The 22,968-nt window shown below is 58.9% G+C and carries 18 protein-coding genes and 1 pseudogene; 7 read left to right on the forward strand and 12 right to left on the reverse strand.

All coding sequences use genetic code 11. The features are described from left to right. Window positions 1-29: 29 nt before the first annotated feature. The 5 genes from P349_RS08725 to P349_RS08705 form a co-directional block, all read right to left on the reverse strand. Entirely contained in the window at window positions 30-398 is a 369-nt protein-coding gene (locus tag P349_RS08725) for a DUF1090 domain-containing protein (RefSeq protein WP_008503142.1), read from the reverse strand. Between the two features lie 142 nt (window positions 399-540). Further along, window positions 541-924, reverse strand: a complete 384-nt coding sequence (gene mzrA / locus P349_RS08720; RefSeq protein WP_032650331.1) for an EnvZ/OmpR regulon moderator MzrA — start codon at window positions 922-924, stop codon at window positions 541-543. 2 nt (window positions 925-926) lie between these two features. Next, window positions 927-1,589, reverse strand: coding sequence for a DedA family general envelope maintenance protein YqjA (gene yqjA / locus P349_RS08715; protein WP_024906405.1), 663 nt, complete (start codon window positions 1,587-1,589; stop codon window positions 927-929). A gap of 344 nt (window positions 1,590-1,933) precedes the next feature. Beyond that, window positions 1,934-2,710: a transcriptional regulator ExuR gene (gene exuR, locus P349_RS08710; protein WP_023615584.1), complete on the reverse strand. Its 777-nt coding sequence runs from the start codon at window positions 2,708-2,710 to the stop codon at window positions 1,934-1,936. A gap of 184 nt (window positions 2,711-2,894) precedes the next feature. Beyond that, complete coding sequence (locus tag P349_RS08705; protein ID WP_024906406.1) at window positions 2,895-4,193, reverse strand: MFS transporter; 1,299 nt, start codon at window positions 4,191-4,193, stop codon at window positions 2,895-2,897. Between the two features lie 475 nt (window positions 4,194-4,668). Between P349_RS08705 and uxaC the strand changes: the two genes are divergently transcribed. Then, a complete protein-coding gene (uxaC, locus tag P349_RS08700; protein ID WP_032650330.1) occupies window positions 4,669-6,081 on the forward strand; it encodes a glucuronate isomerase in 1,413 nt (470 codons plus the stop codon). Between the two features lie 17 nt (window positions 6,082-6,098). Next, window positions 6,099-7,586, forward strand: coding sequence for a UxaA family hydrolase (locus tag P349_RS08695; protein WP_032650329.1), 1,488 nt, complete (start codon window positions 6,099-6,101; stop codon window positions 7,584-7,586). 92 nt (window positions 7,587-7,678) lie between these two features. Here the strand turns inward: P349_RS08695 and sstT are convergent, their stop codons facing one another. The 4 genes from sstT to P349_RS08675 all read right to left on the reverse strand — a co-directional run bounded on the left by sstT (window position 7,679) and on the right by P349_RS08675 (window position 11,950). Then, window positions 7,679-8,920 (reverse strand): serine/threonine transporter SstT, encoded by a 1,242-nt coding sequence (gene sstT / locus P349_RS08690; RefSeq protein WP_032650328.1) that lies wholly within the window; start codon window positions 8,918-8,920, stop codon window positions 7,679-7,681. A gap of 237 nt (window positions 8,921-9,157) precedes the next feature. After that, complete coding sequence (locus P349_RS08685) at window positions 9,158-10,126, reverse strand: TerC family protein (RefSeq protein WP_032650327.1); 969 nt, start codon at window positions 10,124-10,126, stop codon at window positions 9,158-9,160. A 251-nt stretch (window positions 10,127-10,377) separates the two neighbouring features. Further along, the gene (locus P349_RS08680) at window positions 10,378-11,376 is read right to left on the reverse strand and encodes a Gfo/Idh/MocA family protein (RefSeq protein ID WP_032650326.1); all 999 of its coding nucleotides are present in this window, start codon (window positions 11,374-11,376) and stop codon (window positions 10,378-10,380) included. Window positions 11,377-11,446: 70 nt separating this feature from the next. After that, window positions 11,447-11,950: a YgjP-like metallopeptidase domain-containing protein gene (locus P349_RS08675; protein WP_023333531.1), complete on the reverse strand. Its 504-nt coding sequence runs from the start codon at window positions 11,948-11,950 to the stop codon at window positions 11,447-11,449. A 208-nt stretch (window positions 11,951-12,158) separates the two neighbouring features. Between P349_RS08675 and rlmG the strand changes: the two genes are divergently transcribed. After that, on the forward strand, window positions 12,159-13,295 hold the full coding sequence (gene rlmG / locus P349_RS08670; protein ID WP_032650324.1) for a 23S rRNA (guanine(1835)-N(2))-methyltransferase RlmG: 1,137 nt from the start codon (window positions 12,159-12,161) through the stop codon (window positions 13,293-13,295). A 119-nt stretch (window positions 13,296-13,414) separates the two neighbouring features. Here the strand turns inward: rlmG and P349_RS08665 are convergent, their stop codons facing one another. The 3 genes from P349_RS08665 to lsrR all read right to left on the reverse strand — a co-directional run bounded on the left by P349_RS08665 (window position 13,415) and on the right by lsrR (window position 18,245). Continuing rightward, window positions 13,415-15,436: an NADPH-dependent 2,4-dienoyl-CoA reductase gene (locus P349_RS08665; RefSeq protein ID WP_032650322.1), complete on the reverse strand. Its 2,022-nt coding sequence runs from the start codon at window positions 15,434-15,436 to the stop codon at window positions 13,415-13,417. Between the two features lie 175 nt (window positions 15,437-15,611). Beyond that, complete coding sequence (gene lsrK, locus P349_RS08660; protein ID WP_032650321.1) at window positions 15,612-17,240, reverse strand: autoinducer-2 kinase; 1,629 nt, start codon at window positions 17,238-17,240, stop codon at window positions 15,612-15,614. Window positions 17,241-17,273: 33 nt separating this feature from the next. Beyond that, window positions 17,274-18,245 (reverse strand): transcriptional regulator LsrR, encoded by a 972-nt coding sequence (lsrR, locus tag P349_RS08655; RefSeq protein WP_032650320.1) that lies wholly within the window; start codon window positions 18,243-18,245, stop codon window positions 17,274-17,276. 215 nt (window positions 18,246-18,460) lie between these two features. Here lsrR and lsrA point away from each other — a divergent pair, with 215 nt between their 5' ends. The 4 genes and pseudogenes from lsrA (at window position 18,461) to lsrB (ending at window position 22,958) form a co-directional block, all read left to right on the forward strand. Beyond that, window positions 18,461-19,948, forward strand: a complete 1,488-nt coding sequence (gene lsrA, locus P349_RS08650) for an autoinducer 2 ABC transporter ATP-binding protein LsrA (protein ID WP_032650319.1) — start codon at window positions 18,461-18,463, stop codon at window positions 19,946-19,948. Further along, window positions 19,945-20,977 (forward strand): annotated as a pseudogene (gene lsrC, locus P349_RS08645) (autoinducer 2 ABC transporter permease LsrC). The gene lsrA and the pseudogene lsrC overlap by 4 nt, the downstream one beginning before the upstream one ends. Further along, window positions 20,978-21,955, forward strand: a complete 978-nt coding sequence (gene lsrD / locus P349_RS08640) for an autoinducer 2 ABC transporter permease LsrD (protein WP_032650318.1) — start codon at window positions 20,978-20,980, stop codon at window positions 21,953-21,955. A 1-nt stretch (window position 21,956) separates the two neighbouring features. Then, window positions 21,957-22,958: an autoinducer 2 ABC transporter substrate-binding protein LsrB gene (gene lsrB / locus P349_RS08635; RefSeq protein ID WP_023333523.1), complete on the forward strand. Its 1,002-nt coding sequence runs from the start codon at window positions 21,957-21,959 to the stop codon at window positions 22,956-22,958. The last annotated feature ends 10 nt before the right edge of the window (window positions 22,959-22,968 follow it).

Genomic DNA, 22,968 nt, shown 5'->3' on the forward strand with positions numbered 1-22,968 from the left:
TTCTCTCTCCTGTTGAGATTTCCGTTAACTCAATAATCGCGAGCTTCCAGCGCTTTCAGGTCGTCCTGCGCTTCTTTCAACTTCTTCTCGCGCTTAGCAATTTTTTCCGCATCCCCTTTCTCTTTCGCTTCCTGCAGGTCGCGACGGCGCTCGGCTATCTCGTCCTTCTGTTCAGCGATTTTCTTCTGGTGGTCGGCACGAAGCTTGCTGTCTGAACAGTTCGCTTTCACTTCGCTCAGCGCTTTTTTAAGACCATCAACACGGTGCTGATTGTTATGCTTTTCGGCATAACCGATCTCACGCTGAATATCCTGTTCTTTCTCCTGACAGAGAGAGTTTGCGAAGGATGCTGTGCTTAAAGAAAAAAGGGCCAAAGCCAGAGTCATGCGGAATTTCATTATCGAAACCTTCCATTGTGTTGCGGCATAAGCCGCTATCCAAAGTTATGCGGAGTACATCGAGGGGTGCTCCGCGTACTTAAGCATAGTAAGTAAACGGGGGATTCACCAAAGTGAGTGAAAAGATTCGGAATCCTGGAAGTTATCCAAACCGATGCGACGTATCGCGAATCAATGAGAGCCAGGCAGCTGGCTGGCTGTCATCTTCCTGCTGAGCAATGATATACCCGCGCGGCAGCGTACGGTCGAGAACCACTTTCGCGGCGGCACTTTGCGCACGGGAATCAAACTTGATCAGTAAAACATCGTCCTGCGGGGTGATGCTCTTAAAGCGGATCCCGTTCGCATCCAGATGATGCCAGACAGAAAAACCGTCAGGTACGCTGGCACCCTGGTTTACCGGGCGGATGGCCAGCGTCGATTCCTGATGCGAAAGCGCGCTCCAGGCCAGCAGCAGGGCGCTGAGCACCACCAGCGTAATCATGGCAAAGGCAAAACGGCGCAGAGCGAGCGGTGAGATAACCATCGTCAGCCTCTGGCTCCGTATTTCTTTTTCCACAGGACGACCAGGGAGCCGATCAGGCCGAAGACCAGCAGAACCACAGGCAGCAGCATCAGGCAGGACATCAGCTGGTCTTCATATTTCATAAAGACCGGCGTTTTACCCAATGCATAACCCAGCGTCGTCAGAATAAGCACCCATAGCAGACCGCTCATCCAGTTGAAGAACTGGAAGCGCGTGCTGCTCAACCCCGACAGCCCGGCAATGGTGGGCAACAGGGTGCGAACAAAGGCAATAAAGCGACCAATCAGCAGCGCGGAAAGCCCGTGCTTATGGAAAAGGTGGTGCGCCCGCTGATGATAATGTGCAGGCAGGTGCGAGAGCCAGTTCTGGACGATTCGGGTATTGCCCAGCCATCTTCCCTGGATATAGCTCACCCAGCAGCCGAGGCTGGCCGCAACGGTCAGTAATAAAATGGTGTGTGGAAACGCCATCGCCCCTTTGGCACACAGCACGCCGACAAGCACCAGCAAACTGTCACCGGGCAGGAAGGCAGCAGGCAGCAAACCGTTCTCAAGGAACAGGATCATAAACAAGACGAAATAGAGCATGCCAATCATGGAAGGGTTGGCCAGCGTTTCAAAATCCTGCGCCCAGAGGGCATGCAGTAGTTGGGTCAAAAGTTCCATTCAGTGTTCCTGGAAATCGGTTAACGTCACGCCTGTTATCCGGGACAAACAGCACGGCGACATTGTTGTGATTTCATTATGGTCGCTCGCGGACACATTGCGGTGTGGCCAACACTGTTCCCTGTTAATTGGCTGGTTAGCAAGCACTAACTTACAAAATAAGGAATTGAATCCAATTGTAACAAAGCCCAACGTTCTGCGTCACAGAATTTGCAGGGGTGAGTTGATTTTGGCGTAAGCCCAGGAAGTGAGCGAGGGGATTTACAAAGGCTGACACTATATATGTTTTGCTTACCCATGTAAGCCGGAAGGCGCAGCGAGGCGCCTGCCAGCGGGAAGGTCATCTATTTTGCGGCACTGGGGGCCGTATCGAGATGAACAACGGGATTATCGGCGAAAAGATAGCGGTCAGCGTTAAATTCGAAGTCATCGCTGGTTTCGTTGAACAACATCTGCTTGGTGTTTTCCAGGTGCTGCCACATCGCCAGCTTAGCGGCATGCGGGTCTTTACGAATCAGCGCCTTAAGGATTTGATCGTGATCGTCACACCAGTTGTCGACGGTACGGGAATCGATATGGTCGTGCAGTTTTTTCCAGTACGGGTTGTGAACGCGCTGAGTCCACATTTTCTCAACGATTGCCGCCAGCGCCGTATTCTGGGTTGCCAGGGCGACCTGAACGTGGAACTGCAGATCCCACTCTGAATCGCGGAAACATTTTTCCTTACGGGCATTCTCCTGGATCTCCATCAACTTCATGATGTCCTGCTTGGTCACCTGCGTCGCCGCAAACTCGGCAATATTGCTTTCGATCAGCTGGCGAGCCTGGAGCAGCTCAAACGGGCCATAGCTGGCGAATTCCAGACTTTCGTCCGCGACGGGAGAGTGTTTCGGCAGATTAGAAATCACGTGAATGCCGGAGCCTTTGCGTACCTCAACGTAGCCTTCCACTTCGAGCATGATAATCGCTTCACGCACCACGGTGCGGCTCACGCTTTTTTCATCCGCGATAAAGCGCTCGGCGGGAAGTTTATCACCGACAAGATAGACCCCTTGCTCGATGCGATCTTTCAGCTCGGCAGCAAGTTGTTGATATAAACGACGTGGTTCGGTGATTTCCATATGCGCTCCAGGCAGGGTACGGCAGATGATTTGTTATACCACTTTTGCGTGCCACTCTCCAGATTTTGCCACTAAAAAAGCCGCTACTGAGCGGCCTTTAAATGCCCGGCGGCGCTTCGCTTGCACGGGCCTACGGGTTTTGTAGGCCGGGTAAGCGTAGCGCCACCCGGCGGAAAAATGGTTGCTAACTCTGCGTCGCCGGTTTCCCGAGGGACTCTTTCGCCAGCTCTTCTGCCGATTTGCTTTTCAGCACCGTCCAGATCACCACCGCGCCCAGCAGGTCGAAAATAGCCAGCACGGCGAACAGCGGGCTGAAGCCGATGGTATCCGCCAGCGCGCCGACCACCAGCGCAAACATCGTACTCGCGGTCCAGGCGGCCATCCCGGTCAGGCCGTTGGCGGTGGCCACTTCGTTGCGGCCGAAAACGTCAGACGAGAGCGTTATCAGCGCGCCGGACAAGGACTGGTGCGCAAAGCCACCGATGCACAGCAGGGCAATGGCGACGTACGGGCTGGTGAACAGGCCGATCATACCCGGGCCAATCATCAGCAGCGCGCCCATGGTGACGACCATCTTACGGGAAACAATCAGGTTCACCCCAAACCAGCGCTGGAACAGCGGTGGCAGGTAGCCGCCCACGATACAGCCCAGGTCAGCGAACAGCATTGGCATCCAGGCGAACATCGCGATCTCTTTCAGGTTAAAGCCGTAGACTTTAAACATGAACAGGGGGATCCACGCGTTAAAGGTGCCCCAGGCCGGTTCAGCCAGGAAACGCGGCAGGGCGATACCCCAGAACTGACGGGTGCCCAGGATCTGCCAGACGGTCATTTTTTTGCCGTTGTTGGTCTGATGCTGCGCTTCCTGACCACCAATGATGTATTCGCGTTCTTCTTCGGAGAGTTTTTTCTGATCGCGCGGGTGTTTATAGAAAATCAGCCACGCCATTGCCCAGGCAAAGCTCAGCACGCCAGAGATGATGAACGCCATCTGCCAGCTGTGCATCACAATGGCCCACACCACCAGCGGCGGTGCAATCATTGCCCCGATGGACGAGCCCACGTTGAAGTAACCGACCGCAATGGAGCGCTCTTTTGCCGGGAACCACTCGGAGCTGGCCTTCAGGCCCGCCGGGATCATCGCGGCTTCTGCCGCACCGACCGCACCACGCGCCAGCGCCAGTCCACCCCAGCTGCCTGCCAGCGCGGTGGCACCGCAGAACACCGCCCAGGCGATGGCGAAGAAGGCATAACCGATTTTGGTACCGAGAATGTCCAGCACATAGCCAGCAACAGGCTGCATGATGGTATACGCCGCGGAATAGGCGGCAATGATGTAGGAGTATTGCTGCGTGGAGATATGCAGCTCTTCCATCAACGTTGGCGCTGCAGCTGCCACGGTGTTACGCGTCAGGTAGCCCAGCACGGTGCCTAACGTCACCAGTGCGATCATATACCAACGTAACCCTTTAATTTTACGCATCTAAAACCTCATCGTTATGTTATGTCCGCGCCAGAGCACGGCAACCTCTCAACCGTTTCCGGGAGCAGTTGTGTAACGGGAGGGGCGTAGCGGGAGCATGTCCCGGAACGGCCCGAACCTTGCCATAAGTAAGCGTGCATAAGTCGGTATCCGTACCGTTAAACCCGATGCCTCTCACACCAGTAATGCATTCCGTCGGCTTAGCGTTTGCGACGGCGAAAAGATAACTTGTCATACAACTTTAAAAGGTGAGTGACATCACAAAAGTATGATTCTTTGTAGGGACATTAATCGCTGCGCGCAAAGCCAGTAATGGCGCGGCCTGTAGAAGGGTTTACGCCATTGAGGGTAATTTATTTGTTGGTGTTTATTGATCTCACTCACGAAAAAAGCTTCGGTGGGTGGAAATTGGTGTGATAACTTTGCAGCATATGAACATACGCTTTCTGACGCTCCCGTAATGAGGAAGACGATAATGACGCCGTTTATGACCGAAGATTTTCTGTTGGATACCGAATTTGCTCGCCGCCTGTATCACGACTACGCAAAAGACCAGCCGATTTTCGACTACCACTGCCATTTACCGCCGCAGCAGGTTGCCGAAAATTACCGTTTCAAAAACCTGTATGACATCTGGCTGAAGGGTGACCACTATAAATGGCGTGCCATGCGCACCAACGGCGTCGCTGAGCGCCTGTGCACCGGCGATGCGACTGACCGTGAGAAGTTTGACGCCTGGGCGGCGACCGTTCCGCACACCATCGGCAACCCGCTTTATCACTGGACGCACCTCGAGCTGCGTCGTCCGTTTGGCATCACCGGCAAACTGCTCTCCCCAACGACCGCCGATGAAATCTGGGATCGGTGCAATGCGCTGCTGGCGCAGGATAACTTTTCCGCGCGCGGCATCATGAAGCAGATGAACGTGAAGATGGTGGGTACCACCGACGATCCGATTGATTCCCTGGAACATCATGCTGTCGTCGCCAAAGACACCGCTTTTGATATCAAAGTGCTCCCAAGCTGGCGCCCGGACAAAGCCTTCAACATTGAGCAGGCTACGTTTAACGACTACATGGCGAAGCTGGCGGAAGTGTCCGATACCGACATTCGTCGTTTCGCCGATCTGCAAACCGCGCTGACCAAACGTCTGGATCACTTCGCGGCGCACGGCTGTAAAGTCTCTGACCACGCGCTGGACGTCGTGCTGTTCGCGGAATCAAACGAGGCCGAGCTGGACAGCATCCTTGCGCGTCGTTTGTCCGGTGAATCGCTTAGCGAGCACGAAGTGGCGCAGTTCAAAACGGCGGTGCTGGTCTTCCTCGGCGCGGAATACGCGCGTCGCGGCTGGGTACAGCAGTACCACATCGGTGCGCTGCGCAATAACAACCAGCGCCAGTTCAAACTGATCGGTGCGGACGTGGGCTTCGACTCCATCAACGACCGTCCGCTGGCGGAAGAGTTGTCCAAACTGCTGAGCAAACAGAACGAACAAAACCTGCTGCCAAAAACCATCCTGTACTGCCTGAACCCGCGCGATAACGAAGTGCTGGGTACTATGGTCGGCAACTTCCAGGGCGAAGGAATGCCGGGCAAGATGCAGTTCGGTTCTGGCTGGTGGTTCAACGATCAGAAAGACGGCATGGAGCGTCAGATGACGCAGCTGGCGCAGCTTGGCCTGCTGAGCCGCTTTGTAGGCATGCTTACCGACAGCCGCAGCTTCCTCTCTTACACTCGACACGAATACTTCCGCCGCATTCTGTGCCAGATGATTGGCCGCTGGGTGCACGCGGGCGAAGCGCCGGCGGATATCCAGCTGCTGGGTGAAATGGTGAAAAACATCTGCTTTAACAATGCGCGTGACTACTTCGCCATTGAACTGAACTAAGGCCGTTTGAGGTTGATATGCAATACATCAAAATCCATTCGCTGGATAACGTGGCCGTCGCGCTGACGGATCTCGCTGAAGGCGACGTGGTGACCGTTGATAACCAGAGCGTCACCCTGCGTCAGGCGATTGCTCGGGGACACAAGTTTGCCGTGAAGCCTCTCGCTAAAGGGGACAACGTCATTAAGTACGGTCTTCCGATTGGGCATGCGCTGGTGGATATCGTGCCGGGTGAACATATTCATTCCCATAATACCCGCACCAATCTGAGCGATCTGGACGAGTACAGCTATCAACCTGATTTACCTGCGGCACAAGAGCAGGCGGCGGATCGTGACGTGCAGATCTACCGCCGCGCCAATGGCGACGTGGGGATCCGCAACGAGCTGTGGATCCTCCCGACCGTCGGCTGCGTGAACGGGATTGCGCGTCAGATCCAGACGCGCTTCCTGAAAGAGACTCACGATGCCGAAGGCACCGACGGGGTACATCTGTTTAGCCACACCTACGGCTGCTCCCAGCTGGGTGATGACCACATTAATACCCGCACCATGCTGCAAAACATGGTGCGTCACCCGAACGCGGGCGCGGTGCTGGTGATTGGCCTGGGCTGCGAGAACAACCAGGTGGACGCCTTCCGCGAAACGCTGGGGGAATTCGACCCTGAGCGCGTGCATTTTATGGTGTGTCAGCATCAGGACGACGAAGTGGAAGCGGGCGTTGAGCAGCTTCATCAGCTGTATAACGTGATGCGCCACGACAAGCGCGAGCCGGGCAAGCTGAGCGAGCTGAAGTTTGGTCTGGAGTGCGGCGGGTCTGACGGCCTGTCCGGTATCACCGCCAACCCGATGCTGGGTCGCTTCTCGGACTATATGATTGCTAACGGCGGCACGACGGTGTTGACCGAGGTGCCGGAGATGTTCGGCGCGGAACGTATTCTGATGAGCCACTGCCGCGACGAAGAGACGTTTGAGAAAACCGTCACCATGGTGAACGACTTCAAACAGTACTTCATTGCCCACAATCAGCCGATTTATGAGAACCCGTCGCCGGGCAACAAGGCGGGCGGGATCACCACGCTGGAAGAGAAATCCCTCGGCTGCACCCAGAAAGCGGGCTCGAGCCAGGTGGTTGACGTGCTGCGCTACGGCGAGCGCCTGAAAACGCACGGTCTGAACCTGCTGAGCGCACCGGGCAACGATGCGGTTGCCACCAGCGCGCTGGCGGGAGCCGGCTGCCATATGGTGCTGTTCAGCACCGGTCGCGGCACGCCGTACGGCGGTTTTGTGCCGACGGTGAAAATCGCCACCAACAGCGAGCTGGCGGCGAAGAAAAAGCACTGGATTGACTTTGATGCCGGTCAGCTTATCCACGGCAAAGCCATGCCGCAGCTGCTGACGGAATTCGTGGACGCGATTGTGGAATTTGCCAACGGCAGGCAGACCTGCAACGAGAAGAACGATTTCCGCGAGCTGGCGATCTTTAAGAGTGGTGTGACGCTTTAATCGGTGCGGCCTGATGCCCTCACCCTGACCCTCTCCCACGGGGAGAGGGTACAAACACTAAAAACGGCAACCTCAGGGTTGCCGTTTTGCTGTTAACCTCGTAGGGCGTTCTTCGCTAAACGCGCGTCTTCCGCCTGGCACACGGCGGCGGTGAACATCACGTCGGTGGAGGAGTTAATCGCCGTCTCGCAGGAGTCCTGCAATACGCCGATGATAAAGCCCACCGCAACCACCTGCATGGCGATCTCGTTCGGGATGCCGAACATATTACATGCCAGCGGGATCAGCAGCAGGGAACCGCCCGCCACGCCGGATGCGCCGCAGGCACACAGCGAAGCCACCACGCTTAGCAGCAGCGCGGTTGGCAGATCCACCGGAATACCCAGCGTATTGACCGCCGCCAGCGTCAGCACCGTGATGGTGATGGCCGCTCCCGCCATATTGACGGTCGCACCCAGCGGAATGGATACGGAGTAGGTATCGCGGTCCAGATTCAGCTTCTCACACAGGGACATGTTGACCGGAATGTTTGCCGCCGAGCTGCGGGTGAAGAAGGCGGTCACGCCGCTTTCGCGCAGGCACATCAGCACCAGCGGGTACGGGTTACGACGGGTCTGCAGAAACACCAGCAGCGGATTAATCACCAGTGCCACGACGGCCATACAGCCAATCAGCACCAGCAGCAGCTGCGCATAGCCCCACAGCGCGCCGAAACCGGTGGTTGCCAGTGTGGATGCCACGAGGCCAAAAATACCAATCGGCGCAAAGCGGATGACCACCGTCACGATAAAGGTCACGGCGTGAGAAAGGTCGTTAACTAGGTTTTTGGTCGTATCGTTGCTTTGGCGCAGAGCGAAGCCCAGGCCGACGGCCCATACCAGAATCCCGATGTAGTTCGCGTTAATCAGCGCATGGATCGGGTTGGCGACAATGCTCATCAGCAGGCCGTGCATCACCTCAACAATGCCCGCAGGTGGGGTAATGTCGGTCGCGCCGGTGGTCAGCTGCAGCGTGGAGGGGAAGATAAAGCTCACCACCACGGCCGTCAGGGCCGCAGAGAAAGTCCCCAGCAGGTACATCCACAGAATCGGGCGAATATTGGTTTTTTGTCCCTGCTGGTGATTGGCGATTGAGGCCATCACCAGGGTCAAAACCAGAATCGGCGCGACCGCTTTCAGCGCGCCGACGAACAGCGTGCCGAGCAGGCCGGTGGCCTCGGCGGCAGGTTTCGAGATCAGTGCCAGTGCGATGCCGAGCACAAGGCCAACCAGTATTTGCTTAACGAGGCTGCCGCGCGAGAGGCGCGCAAACAGACCAGACGAGGATGCAGTCATAGGTGTTCCTTAAGTGAAATTGCGTTCCATCCCGGATGTGCTCTTAGTCACATTTATGTCCGGATGTAAGTAAATGTTTGCCTGGTCGAGTATAGGGAAAGTGTCTTGGGAGGGAAGCGTAAAATGCTGGATTTTACGTGGTGCGTCATGTTTTTTAACTACTGCGTTACAAATGTGTGTTCACCCTCTCCCTGTGGGAGAGGGCCGGGGTGAGGGCATCACCCCGCACCGAACGTTTTACTCCACCTGCTGCTTCTTATCGTGCTGGCGGTTAACCCAGGTATTGATAATCAGCGTCACGATCAGAATGCCAAACACCACGCCGAGCGAAATGGCGATCGGGATATGGTAGAAATCGACGATCAGCATTTTGATACCGATAAACACCAGGATCACCGACAGACCGTACTTCAGCATCGAGAAGCGCTCCGCCGCGCCTGCCAGCAGGAAGTACATCGCACGCAGGCCGAGGATGGCGAACAGGTTTGAGGTCAGGACGATGAACGGGTCGGTGGTGACCGCAAAAATGGCCGGAATGCTGTCCACGGCGAAAATCACGTCGCTCAGCTCAACCAGAATCAGCACCAGCAGCAGCGGGGTGGCAAACAGCAGGCCGTTCTTGCGCACGAAGAAGTGCTCGCTCTCAATCTTGTCGGTCATGCGCAGGTGTCCACGGATCCACTTCACCAGCGGGCGATCGCCAATCGCAGAGCCGTCCTCTTTCGCCAGCGCCATTTTGACCCCGGTGAACAGCAGGAACGCGCCGAAGACGTACAGCAGCCATTCGAACTGGGTAATCAGCCAGCTGCCGGCGAAGATCATTATGGTACGCAGAACAATGGCACCCAGTACGCCATAAACCAGCACGCGGCGCTGCAGGGCAGCAGGCACGGCGAAGTAGCTGAACAGCATCAGCCAGACGAAGACGTTATCCACCGCCAGGGCTTTTTCAATCAGATAACCGGTGAGGAAGGCGAGGGCCTGAGGATCGGCAACCGCGCGGCCTTCGGTCGAGGCCAGATACCACCAGAAGGCGGCACAGAACAGCAGGGAGAGGGTGACCCACACCAGAGACCAGGCCGCAGCCTGTTTGATGCTCATGCCGTGTGCGCCGCGACGCCCCTGCAAAAAGAGGTCGATCGCCAGCATGATGAGCACGACAACCGCGAATCCGCCCCACAACATTGGAGTGCCGACAGAATGCATACTATTTTCCTTACACATAAAAAACAAAAACGGCCATGGTCAGAAGACGATAGCCGTTAGCTTTTTATGCATAGACCTCGCCTTCCGGCAAGGTCTCACTTACAACCACGAGGGTTGCCCGGCGACCGGATGCGGTATTGCACGCATCGTAATGACGATCCACCGGCGAAGAAGTTACTCCCCTTTGCAGGTAACAAAATATGTCAGACCATCGGTTTCGTCAATGGTCTGCACCGTTTCATTACACAGCTTTACGCGATCGCTTCCGCGCTGATGCCGTCTGCCGGGAACACCACGCCGGTCTGGCGGCGGATCTCCGTTTGCAGCTTCGCCGTGGTGCGGCTCACCGCCAGGCCAGGGTGATTCACTTCGTTGTCTTCCACCAGACGGGCGAAGACCTCTGCCTCATAGAGCATAGTGTTAATATGCTGAGGCTGCGTCAGCTCCTGCGCTTTGCCGCCGCGCGGCACAAAGCTCACTTTCTGACACTCGGAGATCTTCTCGATAACCAGCGAGCCCGCCTCGCCCTGAATTTCGCTCGGCAGCACGGAATCGCTCACCTTGGAGTGCTGCAGCGTGACGCTGAAATCACCGTAATCCAGCACTACGAGTCCGTGCGCATCCACGCCGCTCTCCAGCAGGCTGGCGGTGGCCGTTACGCCGTGCGGTTCGCCCCACAGGGCCACGGCAGAGGCCAGACAGTAGAAGCCGATATCCATAATCGAACCGTTAGAGAAGGCCGGGTTAAAGGTATTCGGGTTCTCGCCGTCCAGATAGCGCTGGTAGCGCGACGAGTACTGGCAGTAGTTGATAAAGGCTTTACGCACTTTGCCAATTTTCGGCAGGGACTGCTGCAGCAGCAGGAAATTCGGCAGGCTGGCGGTTTTGAACGCTTCGAACAGCACCACCTGATTTTCGCGGGCAAGCGCAATGGCCGCTTCCACTTCCTGGATATTCGACGCCAGCGGCTTCTCGCAAATCACATGCTTTTTGTGGCTGAGAAACAGCTTTGTCTGCGGGAAGTGCAGGGAGTTCGGGCTGGCGATATAGACCGCGTCAATGGCGTCGCTTTGCGCCATCTCATCAAGCGAGGTGAAGAGATGCTCAACGAGGTAGTCGTTAGCAAAACTCTGCGCCTGCTCAAGGCTGCGGGAATAGACTGCGGTAAGTTTAAGTTTGCCGGTTTCGTGGGCGGCGTCGACGAACTGGCGTGTGATCCAGTTCGTACCAATGACTGCGAAACGTATCATAAACGTTTACGTACTCCGTTGCGGGGAACCTTTAGCCACTGTAGCACGTCATCATGACAATTCGCGTGCGCTATTCCGCATTACCATTTAACGATAAATGCGTAAGCCACAGGCGGGTATCAAACTCCAGCTGATGGTACTGCGGCTCCATGTGGCAGCACAGGGAATAGAACGCTTTGTCGTGCTCTTTCTCTTTCAGGTGCGCCAGTTCGTGCACCACGATCATCCGCAGAAACGCTTCCGGCGCGTTACGGAACACCGTCGCGACGCGGATTTCGGCCTTCGCCTTCAGCTTGCCGCCCTGCACGCGGGAGATGGCGGTGTGCAGGCCGAGCGCGTTTTTCAGCACGTGGATCTTATTGTCGTACATCACCTTGTTGATCGGTGGCGCGCTCTTCAGATACCGGCTTTTCAGATCCTGCGTATACTGCCAGAGGGCCTTATCGGTCGCGAAATCGTGCGTGCCGGGATAGCGTTTTTCCAGCACCGCACCGAGCTTCTGCTCGGCAATCAGGCTGCGAACCTGAGTCAGTAAATGCTCCGGATAGCCCTGGAGATAAGTAAGTTGGTTCATCAAGAGCCCAAATTAATGCGAAAACGGGTATACCCTTCATCCTTCACGTTGTCTCTGCGTTGGCTGCGTCTGCTCACCCCAGTCACTTACTTGTGTAAGCTCCTGGGGATTCTCAGACTTGCCGCCTTGATACAACTTGAATGATTTTGGGTATATACTCACGCACCCTTTTCAGGGATACGCCAAATTTTACCATTCAGGAGGGCCGATGAGCCACTTAGACAACGGTTTCCGTTCACTCAACCTTAAACGTTTCCCGGAAACGGACGACGTTAACCCGCTTCAGGCGTGGGAAGCGGCGGATGAATATCTGCTGCAGCAGTTGGATGACACTGAAATCCGCGGCCCGGTTTTGATCCTGAATGACGCGTTTGGCGCGCTGGGATGCGCCCTGGCGGAGCACACGCCATACAGCATCGGCGATTCCTACCTGAGCGAGCTGGCGACGCGTGAAAACCTGCGCCATAACGACATCGAAGAGTCCAGCGTGAAGTTTCTCGACAGCACCGCGGACTACCCGCAGGCGCCCGGCGTGGTGCTGATCAAAGTGCCAAAAACCATGGCGCTGCTGGAGCAGCAGCTGCGCGCGCTGCGTAAGGTCGTCACGCCAGAAACCCGCATCATCGCGGGTGCCAAAGCGCGCGATATTCATACTTCGACGCTGGAGCTGTTCGAGAAAGTCCTCGGCCCGACCACCACCACGCTGGCCTGGAAAAAAGCGCGCCTGATCAACTGCATCTTCAGCGCACCGGAGCTGGCCGACGCGCCAGAAACGCTGAGCTGGAAGCTGGAAGGGACAGACTGGACCATCCATAACCACGCGAACGTCTTCTCCCGCACCGGTCTGGATATCGGCGCGCGCTTCTTTATGGAACATCTGCCGGAAAATCTGGAAGGTGAGATTGTCGACCTGGGCTGCGGCAACGGTGTGATCGGCCTGACGCTGCTGGCGAAGAACCCGGAAGCCAGCGTGGTGTTCAGCGACGAGTCGCCGATGGCGGTGGCCTCCAGCCGTCTGAACGTGGAAATCAACATGCCGGACGCGCTGGATCGCTGCGAGTTTATGATCAATAACGCGCTGTCTGGCGTAGAGCCGTTCCGCTTCAACGCGGTGTTCTGTAACCCGCCGTTCCACCAGAAGCACGCCCTGACGGATAACGTTGCGTGGGAAATGTTCCACCACGCGCGCCGTTGCCTGAAAATCAACGGCGAGCTGTACATCGTGGCGAACCGCCACCTGGACTACTTCCACAAGCTGAAGAAGATTTTCGGTAACTGCGTCACCATTGCGACGAACAATAAGTTTGTGGTGCTGAAGTCGGTGAAGCTGGGGCGTCGTCGTTAAGATTGGGTATGTGCGGCCTGATGCCCTCACCCCGACCCTCTCCCACAGGGAGAGGGCGCAAACATTAAAAACGGCAACTGGGTTGCCGTTTTGCTTTTACCCCGCTGCACGGCAATGTTCTAGATCATCAGAGCCAACTTCGTCCCCTGCGCAATCGCGCGCCGCGCGTCCAGCTCCATCGCCACGTCGCACCCGCCAATCAGATGCACCGTTTTACCGGCTTCGCGCAGCGGATCCGCCAGATCGCGCTTTGGCTCCTGCCCGGCACATAAAATGACGTGATCTACGCGCAGCAGCTGCGGTTCGCCGCCGATCGTGACGTGCAGACCCTCGTCGTCGATCTTCTCGTAGCTCACCGCCGGGATCATCTTCACCCCGCGCGAGAGCAGGGTAGCGCGGTGGATCCAGCCCGTGGTTTTACCCAGCCCTTCGCCCGGCTTGCTGGCTTTACGCTGCAGCATCACGATCTGACGCGGGCTTTTTGGCAGCTGCGGCCCTTCGGGACGAAGCCCGCCGGACTGCTTCAGGCTGGTGTCGATACCCCATTCCACGCAAAACTCGGCAATGTTCTGGCTGGTGGCCTCGCCCGGCTGGCTTAAATACATGGCGGTATCAAAGCCGATACCGCCGCAGCCGATAATCGCCACCTTCTCGCCAACCGGCGTTTTGTCGCGGAGTACATCCAGATAGCTCAACACCTTCGGATGATCGATACCCTCGATCGCAGGCGTGCGCGGTACGATCCCGCTCGCCAGGATCACCTCATCGAAACCCGTCAGATCCGCCGCATGGACAAACTGGTTAAGCCGCAGCTCGACGCCCGTCAGCTCGATCATCCGGCGGTAGTAGCGCAGCGTTTCGTAGAACTCCTCTTTGCCGGGGATCTGTTTGGCGATATTAAACTGCCCTCCAATCTCCCCCAGCGCATCAAACAGCGTCACGCCGTGCCCGCGCGAGGCGGCGTTCACGGCAAATGCCAGCCCCGCCGGGCCTGCGCCCACCACGGCCAGGCGTTTTTTATTAACCGCCGGAACGACCGGCATTTTGGTTTCGTGGCAGGCGCGTGGGTTAACCAGGCATGAGGTGACCTTGCCGACGAAGATCTGATCCAGGCACGCCTGATTACAGCCGATGCAGGTGTTGATCTCATCCGCACGGCCGCTTTGCGCTTTGGACAGCAGCTCGGCATCGGCCAGGAACGGGCGCGCCATCGAGACCATGTCGGCATCGCCGCGTGAAATCACATCGTCCGCCACCTGCGGATCGTTAATGCGGTTGGTGGTGACCAGCGGAACAGACACTTTCCCTTTCAGCCTGCGCGTCACCCAGCTGAACGCCGCGCGCGGCACCGGCGTGGCGATGGTCGGAATGCGCGCCTCGTGCCAGCCGATGCCGGTGTTGATAATGGTGGCCCCCGCGGCTTCTATCGCCTGCGCCAGCTGCACGGTTTCGTCAAACGTTCCGCCGCCCTCCACCAGGTCGAGCATCGACAGGCGGAAGACGATAATAAAATCAGCCCCTGCACGTTCGCGCACCGCGCGAACCACCTCCACGGCAAAGCGCATCCGGCGGGCATAGTCGCCGCCCCATTCGTCTTCACGGTGGTTGGTGCGGGCGGCGAGAAACTCGTTGATCAGGTAGCCTTCTGAGCCCATCACCTCAACGCCGTCGTAGCCCGCCTCGCGCGCCAGCGCCGCGCAGCGGGCGAAGTCGTCAATCAGCGCCAGGATCTCGTCGTGGGTGAGGGCGTGAGGTTTAAAACGGTTAATCGGTGCCTGAAGAGCCGATGGCGCGACCAGATTCGGCTGATAGCTGTAGCGTCCGGTGTGCAGAATTTGCAGGGCGATTTTGCCGCCCTCGCGGTGTACCGCGTCGGTCACAATGCGGTGGTGCGGCAGCTGTGACGCATCGTTCAGGACCGCGCCGCCCTCCATGCCCACGCCGGAAGGGGCAGGGGCCACGCCGCCGGTGACGATCAGCGCCACCCCGTGGCGTGCGCGCTCGGCATAGAAGGCTGCCAGACGCTCGGCCCCGTCCGGGTGCTCTTCCAGCCCGGTGTGCATCGACCCCATCAGCACGCGGTTTTTGAGTGTGGTGAACCCCAGATCGAGGGGGGCGAATAACGACGGGTAGCGGCTCATAGTCTCTTCCAGTGTAAAATTATTGTTATGTGGTCGGATGAGTTACTAATTTAGCCAGCGGCAGCGGAAAGGTAAAAGCGGGATCGAATGATTGTGATAGATCTCAAAGAACTTCCCCTCACCCTAACCCTCTCCCCGGAGGGGAGAGGGGACTGGCCGGTGCGGCCTTAAAGAATCAGCTCGATCTGGTTTTTCCCCTCTCCCCTCCGGGGAGAGGGGCAGGGTGAGGGGTATGGGTTTTTACTAACCCCGGTGCCTGCCACATCGACGTCGTCAGCCCGCTGTCCACCAACCCAAGCTGGTCCACATATACCGCCTGCCATTTCTGCATCATGCCGTCGTACAGCTCGCGATGTACCGGGTTTGGCGTGAATTCGCGGCTCCATTTCACCAGCCGCTCGCCCGTCGAGGCCATATCGGCAAACAGCCCTGCGCCAACGCCTGCCGCAATGGCGCAGCCCAGCGCCGTCGCCTCCTTCACTTCCGGCACGCGCACCGGCAGGCCGGTGACGTCGCTTAAAATCTGGCTCCACAGCGCGCCTTTCGAACCGCCACCGGCAAACACCAGGCTCTCAAACGTCACGCCGGAGAAGCGCGAAATCTGCGCCAGGTTGCAGGCCGAGACGATCGCCGCGTTCTCCTCCAGTGCGCGGAACAGCGTCGCTTTATTGCATTTTTCCGGGTCGATGGAGAGGTTAATAAACGACGGCGCGGCGTGGTACCACTGCTTAAAATGCATGGCGTCGGAGAAGATCGGCATCACCCCGTGTGAACCCGCCGGCACGCGGCTGGCCATCTCTTCCAGCAGGGAGTAGGTGTCCATCCCCATCCGCTCGGCAATCAGCTTTTCCTCCGCGCAGAAGGCGTCGCGGAACCAGCGCATGGTCAGCCCGGTAAAGAAGCTGATCGACTCCGCCTGCGCCATGCCGGGGATAACGTGCGGGTTGACGCGGATGTTCATCTCGGGGTCGGTGCGCACCTGCGGCAGGTTCACCACCTGCTGCCAGAAGGTGCCGCCCAGCACCGCCGTCTGCCCGGCGCGAACCACGCCCAGCCCCAGACACCCCAGTTGCACGTCGCCGCCGCCCATGACGACCGGCGTGCCTTCGCGCAGGCCGCTTTGCTGCGCGGCCTCTTTGGTGATAGCGCCCAGCACGGTGCCGGTCTCTTTCACCGGGGAGAGAATATCGGCGCGCAGCCCGGCCATGTCGAGCAGCGCCGGACGCCAGTCGCGGGAAAACAGATCCAGCATGCCGGTGGTGCCCGCGTTAGACGGGTCGACCGCCAGCTCGCCGGAGAGCTTCGCCGCCAGCCAGTCGCTGATCATGGTGATGGTCGCGGCCTTGCGGTAAATATCCGGACGATGGTGTGCCAGCCACAGCAGGCGCGGCATGGCGCTCAGCGCCAGCGTCTGCCCGGAAACGTCATACACTTCGGATTCAAAACGATAGTCGTGGATCTCTTTGAGTTCGGCCACCTCGCGGCTGGCGCGGGCGTCAACGTTGGCGCAGGCCCAGATGGCCTCGCCGTTGCGGTCGTAAAGCACGATCCCTTCGCGCATGGAGCAGCATGCGACGGACTGAACATCCGCCGCGCCCATATTCGCGCGCGTCAGCGCCTGATGAATGCACTGGCAGGCCAGCTGCCAGTTGGTCTCGAGGTCGAACTCCATCGACCCCGGTACGTTCTCCACGCTCAGGTGCTTCCACTCGGCCTGGCCGACGGCAATCTGGTTGCCCTGCAAATCGAAAATCACGGCGCGAACGCTACCGGTCCCTGCATCTAACGCTAAAAGGTAACTCATGAGCTTGCCTCGCTGTTAGCGCAGGGCGGGCTCTCATTTGGCCAGAGCCAGCACCGCGCGGGCTGTCGTCTCCTCCGTCACCAGGCCATTGATACGGCGACCCTTCAGTGCGGCATAAATCGCATCGGCTTTCTCTTCACCTCCGGCCACGCCAACGATGGTGGGCAGCTGCGCCAGCTCATCAAGCGAGACGCCGAGTAATTCTTTATGGATCTCCAGCTCCTCGACGCACTCCCCTTCGGCATTGAGGAAATAGCCGAGAATGTCGCCGACCGCGCCTTTGCGGGCGTACATCAGCTGTTCACCTTCGCTGATATAGCCGGATCGCAAGATCGTGGCGTCACGGCGCTGGTTCACCGACCCAATGCCGACCACCGCCACGTCAGCGGCGGTGGCGGCGAGGATTACGTCCCGCACGCTGGTTTCACGTTTTAAGATCCCGGCCACCTCGGCGGATGACACGCGAAGCGGGGCGGGGATCATGCTGACGCTGCAGGCCGCATCCAGCTGGCCGATACCGGTCATGTACGGCCCGACGCCGCCGGAGAGCGTCACCAGGCGGATCTGCTGCGAGCTGATAAAGCCGCTCAGGTGCTGCAGGCTGCTCATGGTGGTTTCACCAAACCCCACCGCCAGCAGCTGGCCGGGCTCCAGTACGCCCATCAGCGACTGCGCCGCGCCAATGCCCAGCCGCACGTTCATCTGCGGCGTATTCAGGGCGGGCATCACGCGCACCAGCTTCAGGCCAAAGCGCTGCTGTAGCTCGGTTTCCAGCGCCAGGCAGCCCTCGTAGCGGGAGTTGATCTGCACGCGGATCACCCCGGACTGACGGCCTTTCTCCAGCAGGCGAGAAATCTTTAAACGCGGCAGTCCGAGCCGCTCGCCGATATCGTTCTGGGTCAACCCGTCGTGGTAGTAGCACCAGGCCACGCGCGCCACCAGCTCCTCTTCCGCCAGCGCCAGCCCGGCAAACCGTCCTTCTTCCGCAGTGCGTTTATCGCTCATAGTTGAACTCTTATAAAAATTTAGATCATATGTTCGTGTTGGCGCGGAGGGAAAGTGTGAGCCACGCGACAAAACGGATCATTTCGATCGTTTCTGGTTTATCTGAATCTCAATCGATGAAACTGTGATCCCTGCACGGTTGTAAATATAGTTCACCGTCTACGCTTTTGAACATTATTAAATCTAAAAATCATTTGTTCAATGACGGAGCGATGATGACCTCACTTCTCGACGCGCGGAATATCAGCAAGCAGTTCTCAGGCGTGCCGGTTCTTAAAGGCATTGATTTCACGCTGCTTGCGGGCCAGGTGCACGCCCTGATGGGCGGAAACGGCGCGGGAAAATCGACGCTGATGAAGATCATCGCCGGGGTCGAAACGCCGGACAGCGGTGAACTTTCTGTCGAGGGGCAGTCATATGCGCGGCTGACGCCCGTTCAGGCGCACAGGCTTGGCATTTATCTCGTGCCGCAGGAGCCGCTGCTGTTCCCCAACCTGACGGTGCGGGAAAACATCCTGTTCCGCCTGCCGCGCGAGCGCGATCTTGAAAAGTGCCTGGCGGAGAAACTCCAGCAGCTGCAGTGCCAGCTTAACCTCGACGCTACCGCCAGCACTCTGGAAGTGGCGGATCAGCAGATGTTGGAGATCCTGCGCGGATTAATGCGCAACGCCCGGATCCTGATCCTCGACGAACCTACGGCCTCCCTCACGCCGGGCGAAACCGAACGGCTGTTCCGCCAGATCCGCGCCCTGCAGACACTCGGCGTCGGGATTGTTTTTATCTCCCATAAGCTGCCGGAAATTCGCATGCTTTCAAGCCACGTCTCGGTGATGCGCGACGGCGCGGTGGTGCTGAGCGGCGAAACCGCGCAGTTTGACGATAGCGCCCTGATCGCCGCCATGACGCCGGTAAGCCGGGAGAAATCCCTCAGCGATACGCAAAAGCTGTGGCTGGCGCTGCCGGGCAACCGTCGCACCCAGCCGCAGGATTTCCCGGTGCTGCGCGTTGACGATCTTACCGGGGAAGGCTTTATCGATCTCAGCCTTGAGATCTACGCCGGCGAGATCGTCGGCCTGGCCGGGCTGGTGGGATCCGGGCGCACCGAGTTTGCGGAAACGCTCTACGGCCTGCGGCCCGTGCGCGGGGGCCGTGTCTGGCTGGAGAACCAGGAGATCACCGGCGATCCGGTAAGTTCACGCCTGGAAAAAGGGCTGGTCTACCTGCCAGAAGACAGGCAGGTGTCCGGCCTGTTCCTCGACGCGCCGATCCGCTGGAACACCGTGGCGCTGAACGAGCCGTCGCTCTGGCAGCAGCGCAAGCGGGAGTCTGCGGTCGTGGAGCGCTATCACCGGGCGCTGGGGATCAAGCTCAACCATGCGGATCAAACCGTGCGCACGCTCTCCGGCGGTAACCAGCAGAAGGTGCTGCTGGCGCGCTGCCTTGAGGCTAACCCTTTGCTGCTGATCGTCGATGAACCGACGCGCGGCGTGGACGTCTCGGCGCGCGCCGACATCTACCAGCTGATCAAAAGCGTGGCGGCGCAGAACGTGGCGGTGCTGATGATCTCAAGCGATCTCGATGAGTTTCCGGGCCTCGCGGACCGCGTGCTGGTGATGCATCAGGGCGTACTCAGCGGCGAGCTGCCGCGCCATGCCGTCAGCCTCGACAGAATGATGGCGCTGGCGTTCGGAGGGCAAGCATGAAGACCTTACTGAAAAACCGCGAGCTGAGCGCGTTTCTCGCCATTCTGGCGCTGTTCGCCGTGCTGGTGGCGCTCAATCCGTCCTACCTGAGTTTGCAGACGCTGGGGATGATCTTCGCCAGCTCGCAGATCCTGATCCTGCTGGCCATCGGCGCGGCGCTGGTGATGCTGACCCGCAATATCGACGTCTCCGTGGGGTCAACCGTCGGGCTCTCCGCCATTGCCGTCGGCGTGGCGCTCAACAGCGGCTACAGCCTGCCGGTTTCCATTCTCTTCGCGCTCACGGTTGGCGCGCTGGCCGGGGCGTTCAACGGGTTTCTGGTGGTGGGGCTGCGCATCCCGGCGATTGTCGCCACCCTCGGCACGCTGGGGCTGTATCGCGGGGCAATGCTGCTCTGGACGGGCGGAAAGTGGATTGAAGGGCTGCCGCCGGGGTTGAAATCTCTCTCTGAGCCTGCGGCCATCGGCGTGTCGCCCCTTGGCATGGTGGTGTTGATGATCGTGCTCATCGGCGCATGGACGCTGTCGCGCACCGCGTTCGGGCGTGATTTTTACGCGGTGGGGGATAACCTCGCCGCCGCGCGCCAGCTGGGCGTGGCGGTGAACCGCACCCGCATGATCGCCTTTACCCTGAACGGCATGCTGGCGGCCTGCGCCGGGATCGTCTTTGCCGCGCAGATTGGCTTTGTGCCCAACCAGACCGGCAGCGGGCTGGAGATGAAGGCCATCGCCGCCTGCGTCCTCGGCGGCATCTCGCTGCTGGGCGGCACGGGCACGCTGATCGGCGCGTTGCTTGGCGCGTTTTTCCTGACGCAAATCGACACCGTGCTGGTGCTGTTCAGGCTTCCCGCCTGGTGGAACGACTTTATTGCCGGGCTGGTGCTGCTGGGCGTACTGGTGCTCGACGGGCGTCTGCGCCAGGCGCTGGCGCGCCATCAGCGGGCGCTGAAGTACGGTCGCTTCCAGCCGGGTAACAGGGGGGGGGAAGCACGTCACCCCGTTTCCCAAACGCAAAAAAGAGGTGGCGTAAATGAGGCTTAACTGGGAAAGCGCGCTGCTCATTTTGCTGGTGCTGGAGATCCTGCTCTTCGGCGCCATCAACCCGCGCATGCTCGACGTCAACATGCTGCTGTTCAGCACCAGCGATTTTATCTGCATCGGCATTGTGGCGCTGCCGCTGACGCTGGTGATCATCAGCGGTGGGATCGACATTTCGCTGGGCTCGACCATCGGCCTGTGCGCGATTGCGCTGGGGGTGATGATGCAGGCCGGGTGGCCGATGGCGGTTGCGATTCCGCTGACGCTGCTGCTGGGACTCCTGTGCGGGCTGGTAAACGCGGCGCTGATCCACTACACCGGCATCAGCCCGCTGGTGATTACCCTTGGCACGCTCTACCTCTACGGCGGCGGGGCGCTGCTGCTCTCCGGCATGGCGGGAGCCACGGGCTACGAGGGCATCGGCGGCTTCCCGGACAGCTTCACGGCGTTCGCTAACCTCACGGTGTTGGGGCTGCCGATCCCGCTGGTGCTGTTCGCGGTGATTACCGTCTTCTTCTGGCTGATTACCCACCGCGGGCGCTTTGGGCGCCATCTGTTCCTGATTGGGCAAAATCCGCGTGCGGCACGCTATGCGGCGCTGTCGGTGAACGGCATGCCCTACGCGCTGTATGGTCTGGTGGGCGTGGCCTCGGCGGTTGCCGCGCTGGTAATGGTCTCCTATTTCGGCTCCGCTCGGTCGGATCTGGGGCGCGATTTGCTGATGCCCGCGCTCACCGCTGCCGTGCTCGGCGGGGCCAATATCTACGGCGGTTCAGGTTCTGTTGTCGGTACGGCGCTGGCGGCGCTGCTGGTGGGCTACCTGCAGCAGGGTTTACAGATGGTCGGTATCCCTAATCAGGTGTCGAGCGCGCTGTCAGGGGCGCTGCTGGTCGTGGTGGTGATGGGACGTTCGCTGAGTCTGCACCGCGAGTGGGTGCGTTCTCTCTTTAGAAAACTATCCGGAGCGTAAGATGAAAACAAAACTGTTCGTCCTGGCAATGGCCCTCAGCTTCGCTTCGGCGCAGGCGGCGGACCGCATTGCCTTTATCCCGAAGCTGGTGGGCGTGGGCTTCTTCACCAGCGGCGGCAACGGCGCGAAAGAGGCGGGGAAAGACCTTGGGGTGGACGTCACCTACGACGGCCCGACCGAGCCGAGCGTCTCCGGCCAGGTGCAGCTGATCAATAACTTCGTCAACCAGGGCTATAACGCCATCATCGTCTCCGCCGTGTCGCCGGACGGCCTCTGCCCGGCGCTCAAGCGCGCGATGCAGCGCGGGGTCAAGGTTCTGACCTGGGACTCCGACACCAAACCGGAGTGCCGCAGCATCTACATCAACCAGGGAACGCCGGAACAGCTGGGCGGCCTGCTGGTGGAGATGGCGGGCAAGCAGGTCACCAAACCGAATGCCAAAGTGGCGTTCTTCTACTCCAGCCCCACCGTCACCGACCAGAACCAGTGGGTGAAAGAGGCGAAGGCCAAAATCGAGAAAGATCATCCCCAGTGGCAGGTCGTCACCACCCAGTTTGGCTATAACGACGCCACCAAATCGTTGCAAACCGCCGAAGGGATCTTAAAAGCGTATCCGGATCTGGATGCGATCATCGCCCCGGATGCCAACGCGCTGCCGGCCGCTGCGCAGGCGGCGGAAAACCTGAAGCGCGAAGGGGTGGCGATTGTCGGGTTCAGTACGCCGAACGTGATGCGTCCGTACGTTGAGCGCGGCACGGTAAAAGCCTTCGGCCTGTGGGATGTCGTACAACAGGGAAAAATTGCGGTCAATGTCGCCGATCGTTTGCTGAAAAAAGGCGATCTTAACGTCGGCGACAGCGTGGACGTAAAAAATATCGGGGCGCTGAAGGTCGAGCCGAACAGCGTGCAGGGTTACCAGTATGAGGCGAAGGGCAACGGCATAGTGCTGCTGCCGGAGCGGGTGGTGTTCACCAAAGAGAACATCAGCAAATACGATTTCTGACGGGGGAGCA

This window comes from Enterobacter sp. DC4 (assembly GCF_000568095.1).
Classification (GTDB): Bacteria; Pseudomonadota; Gammaproteobacteria; order Enterobacterales; family Enterobacteriaceae; genus Enterobacter; species Enterobacter pseudoroggenkampii.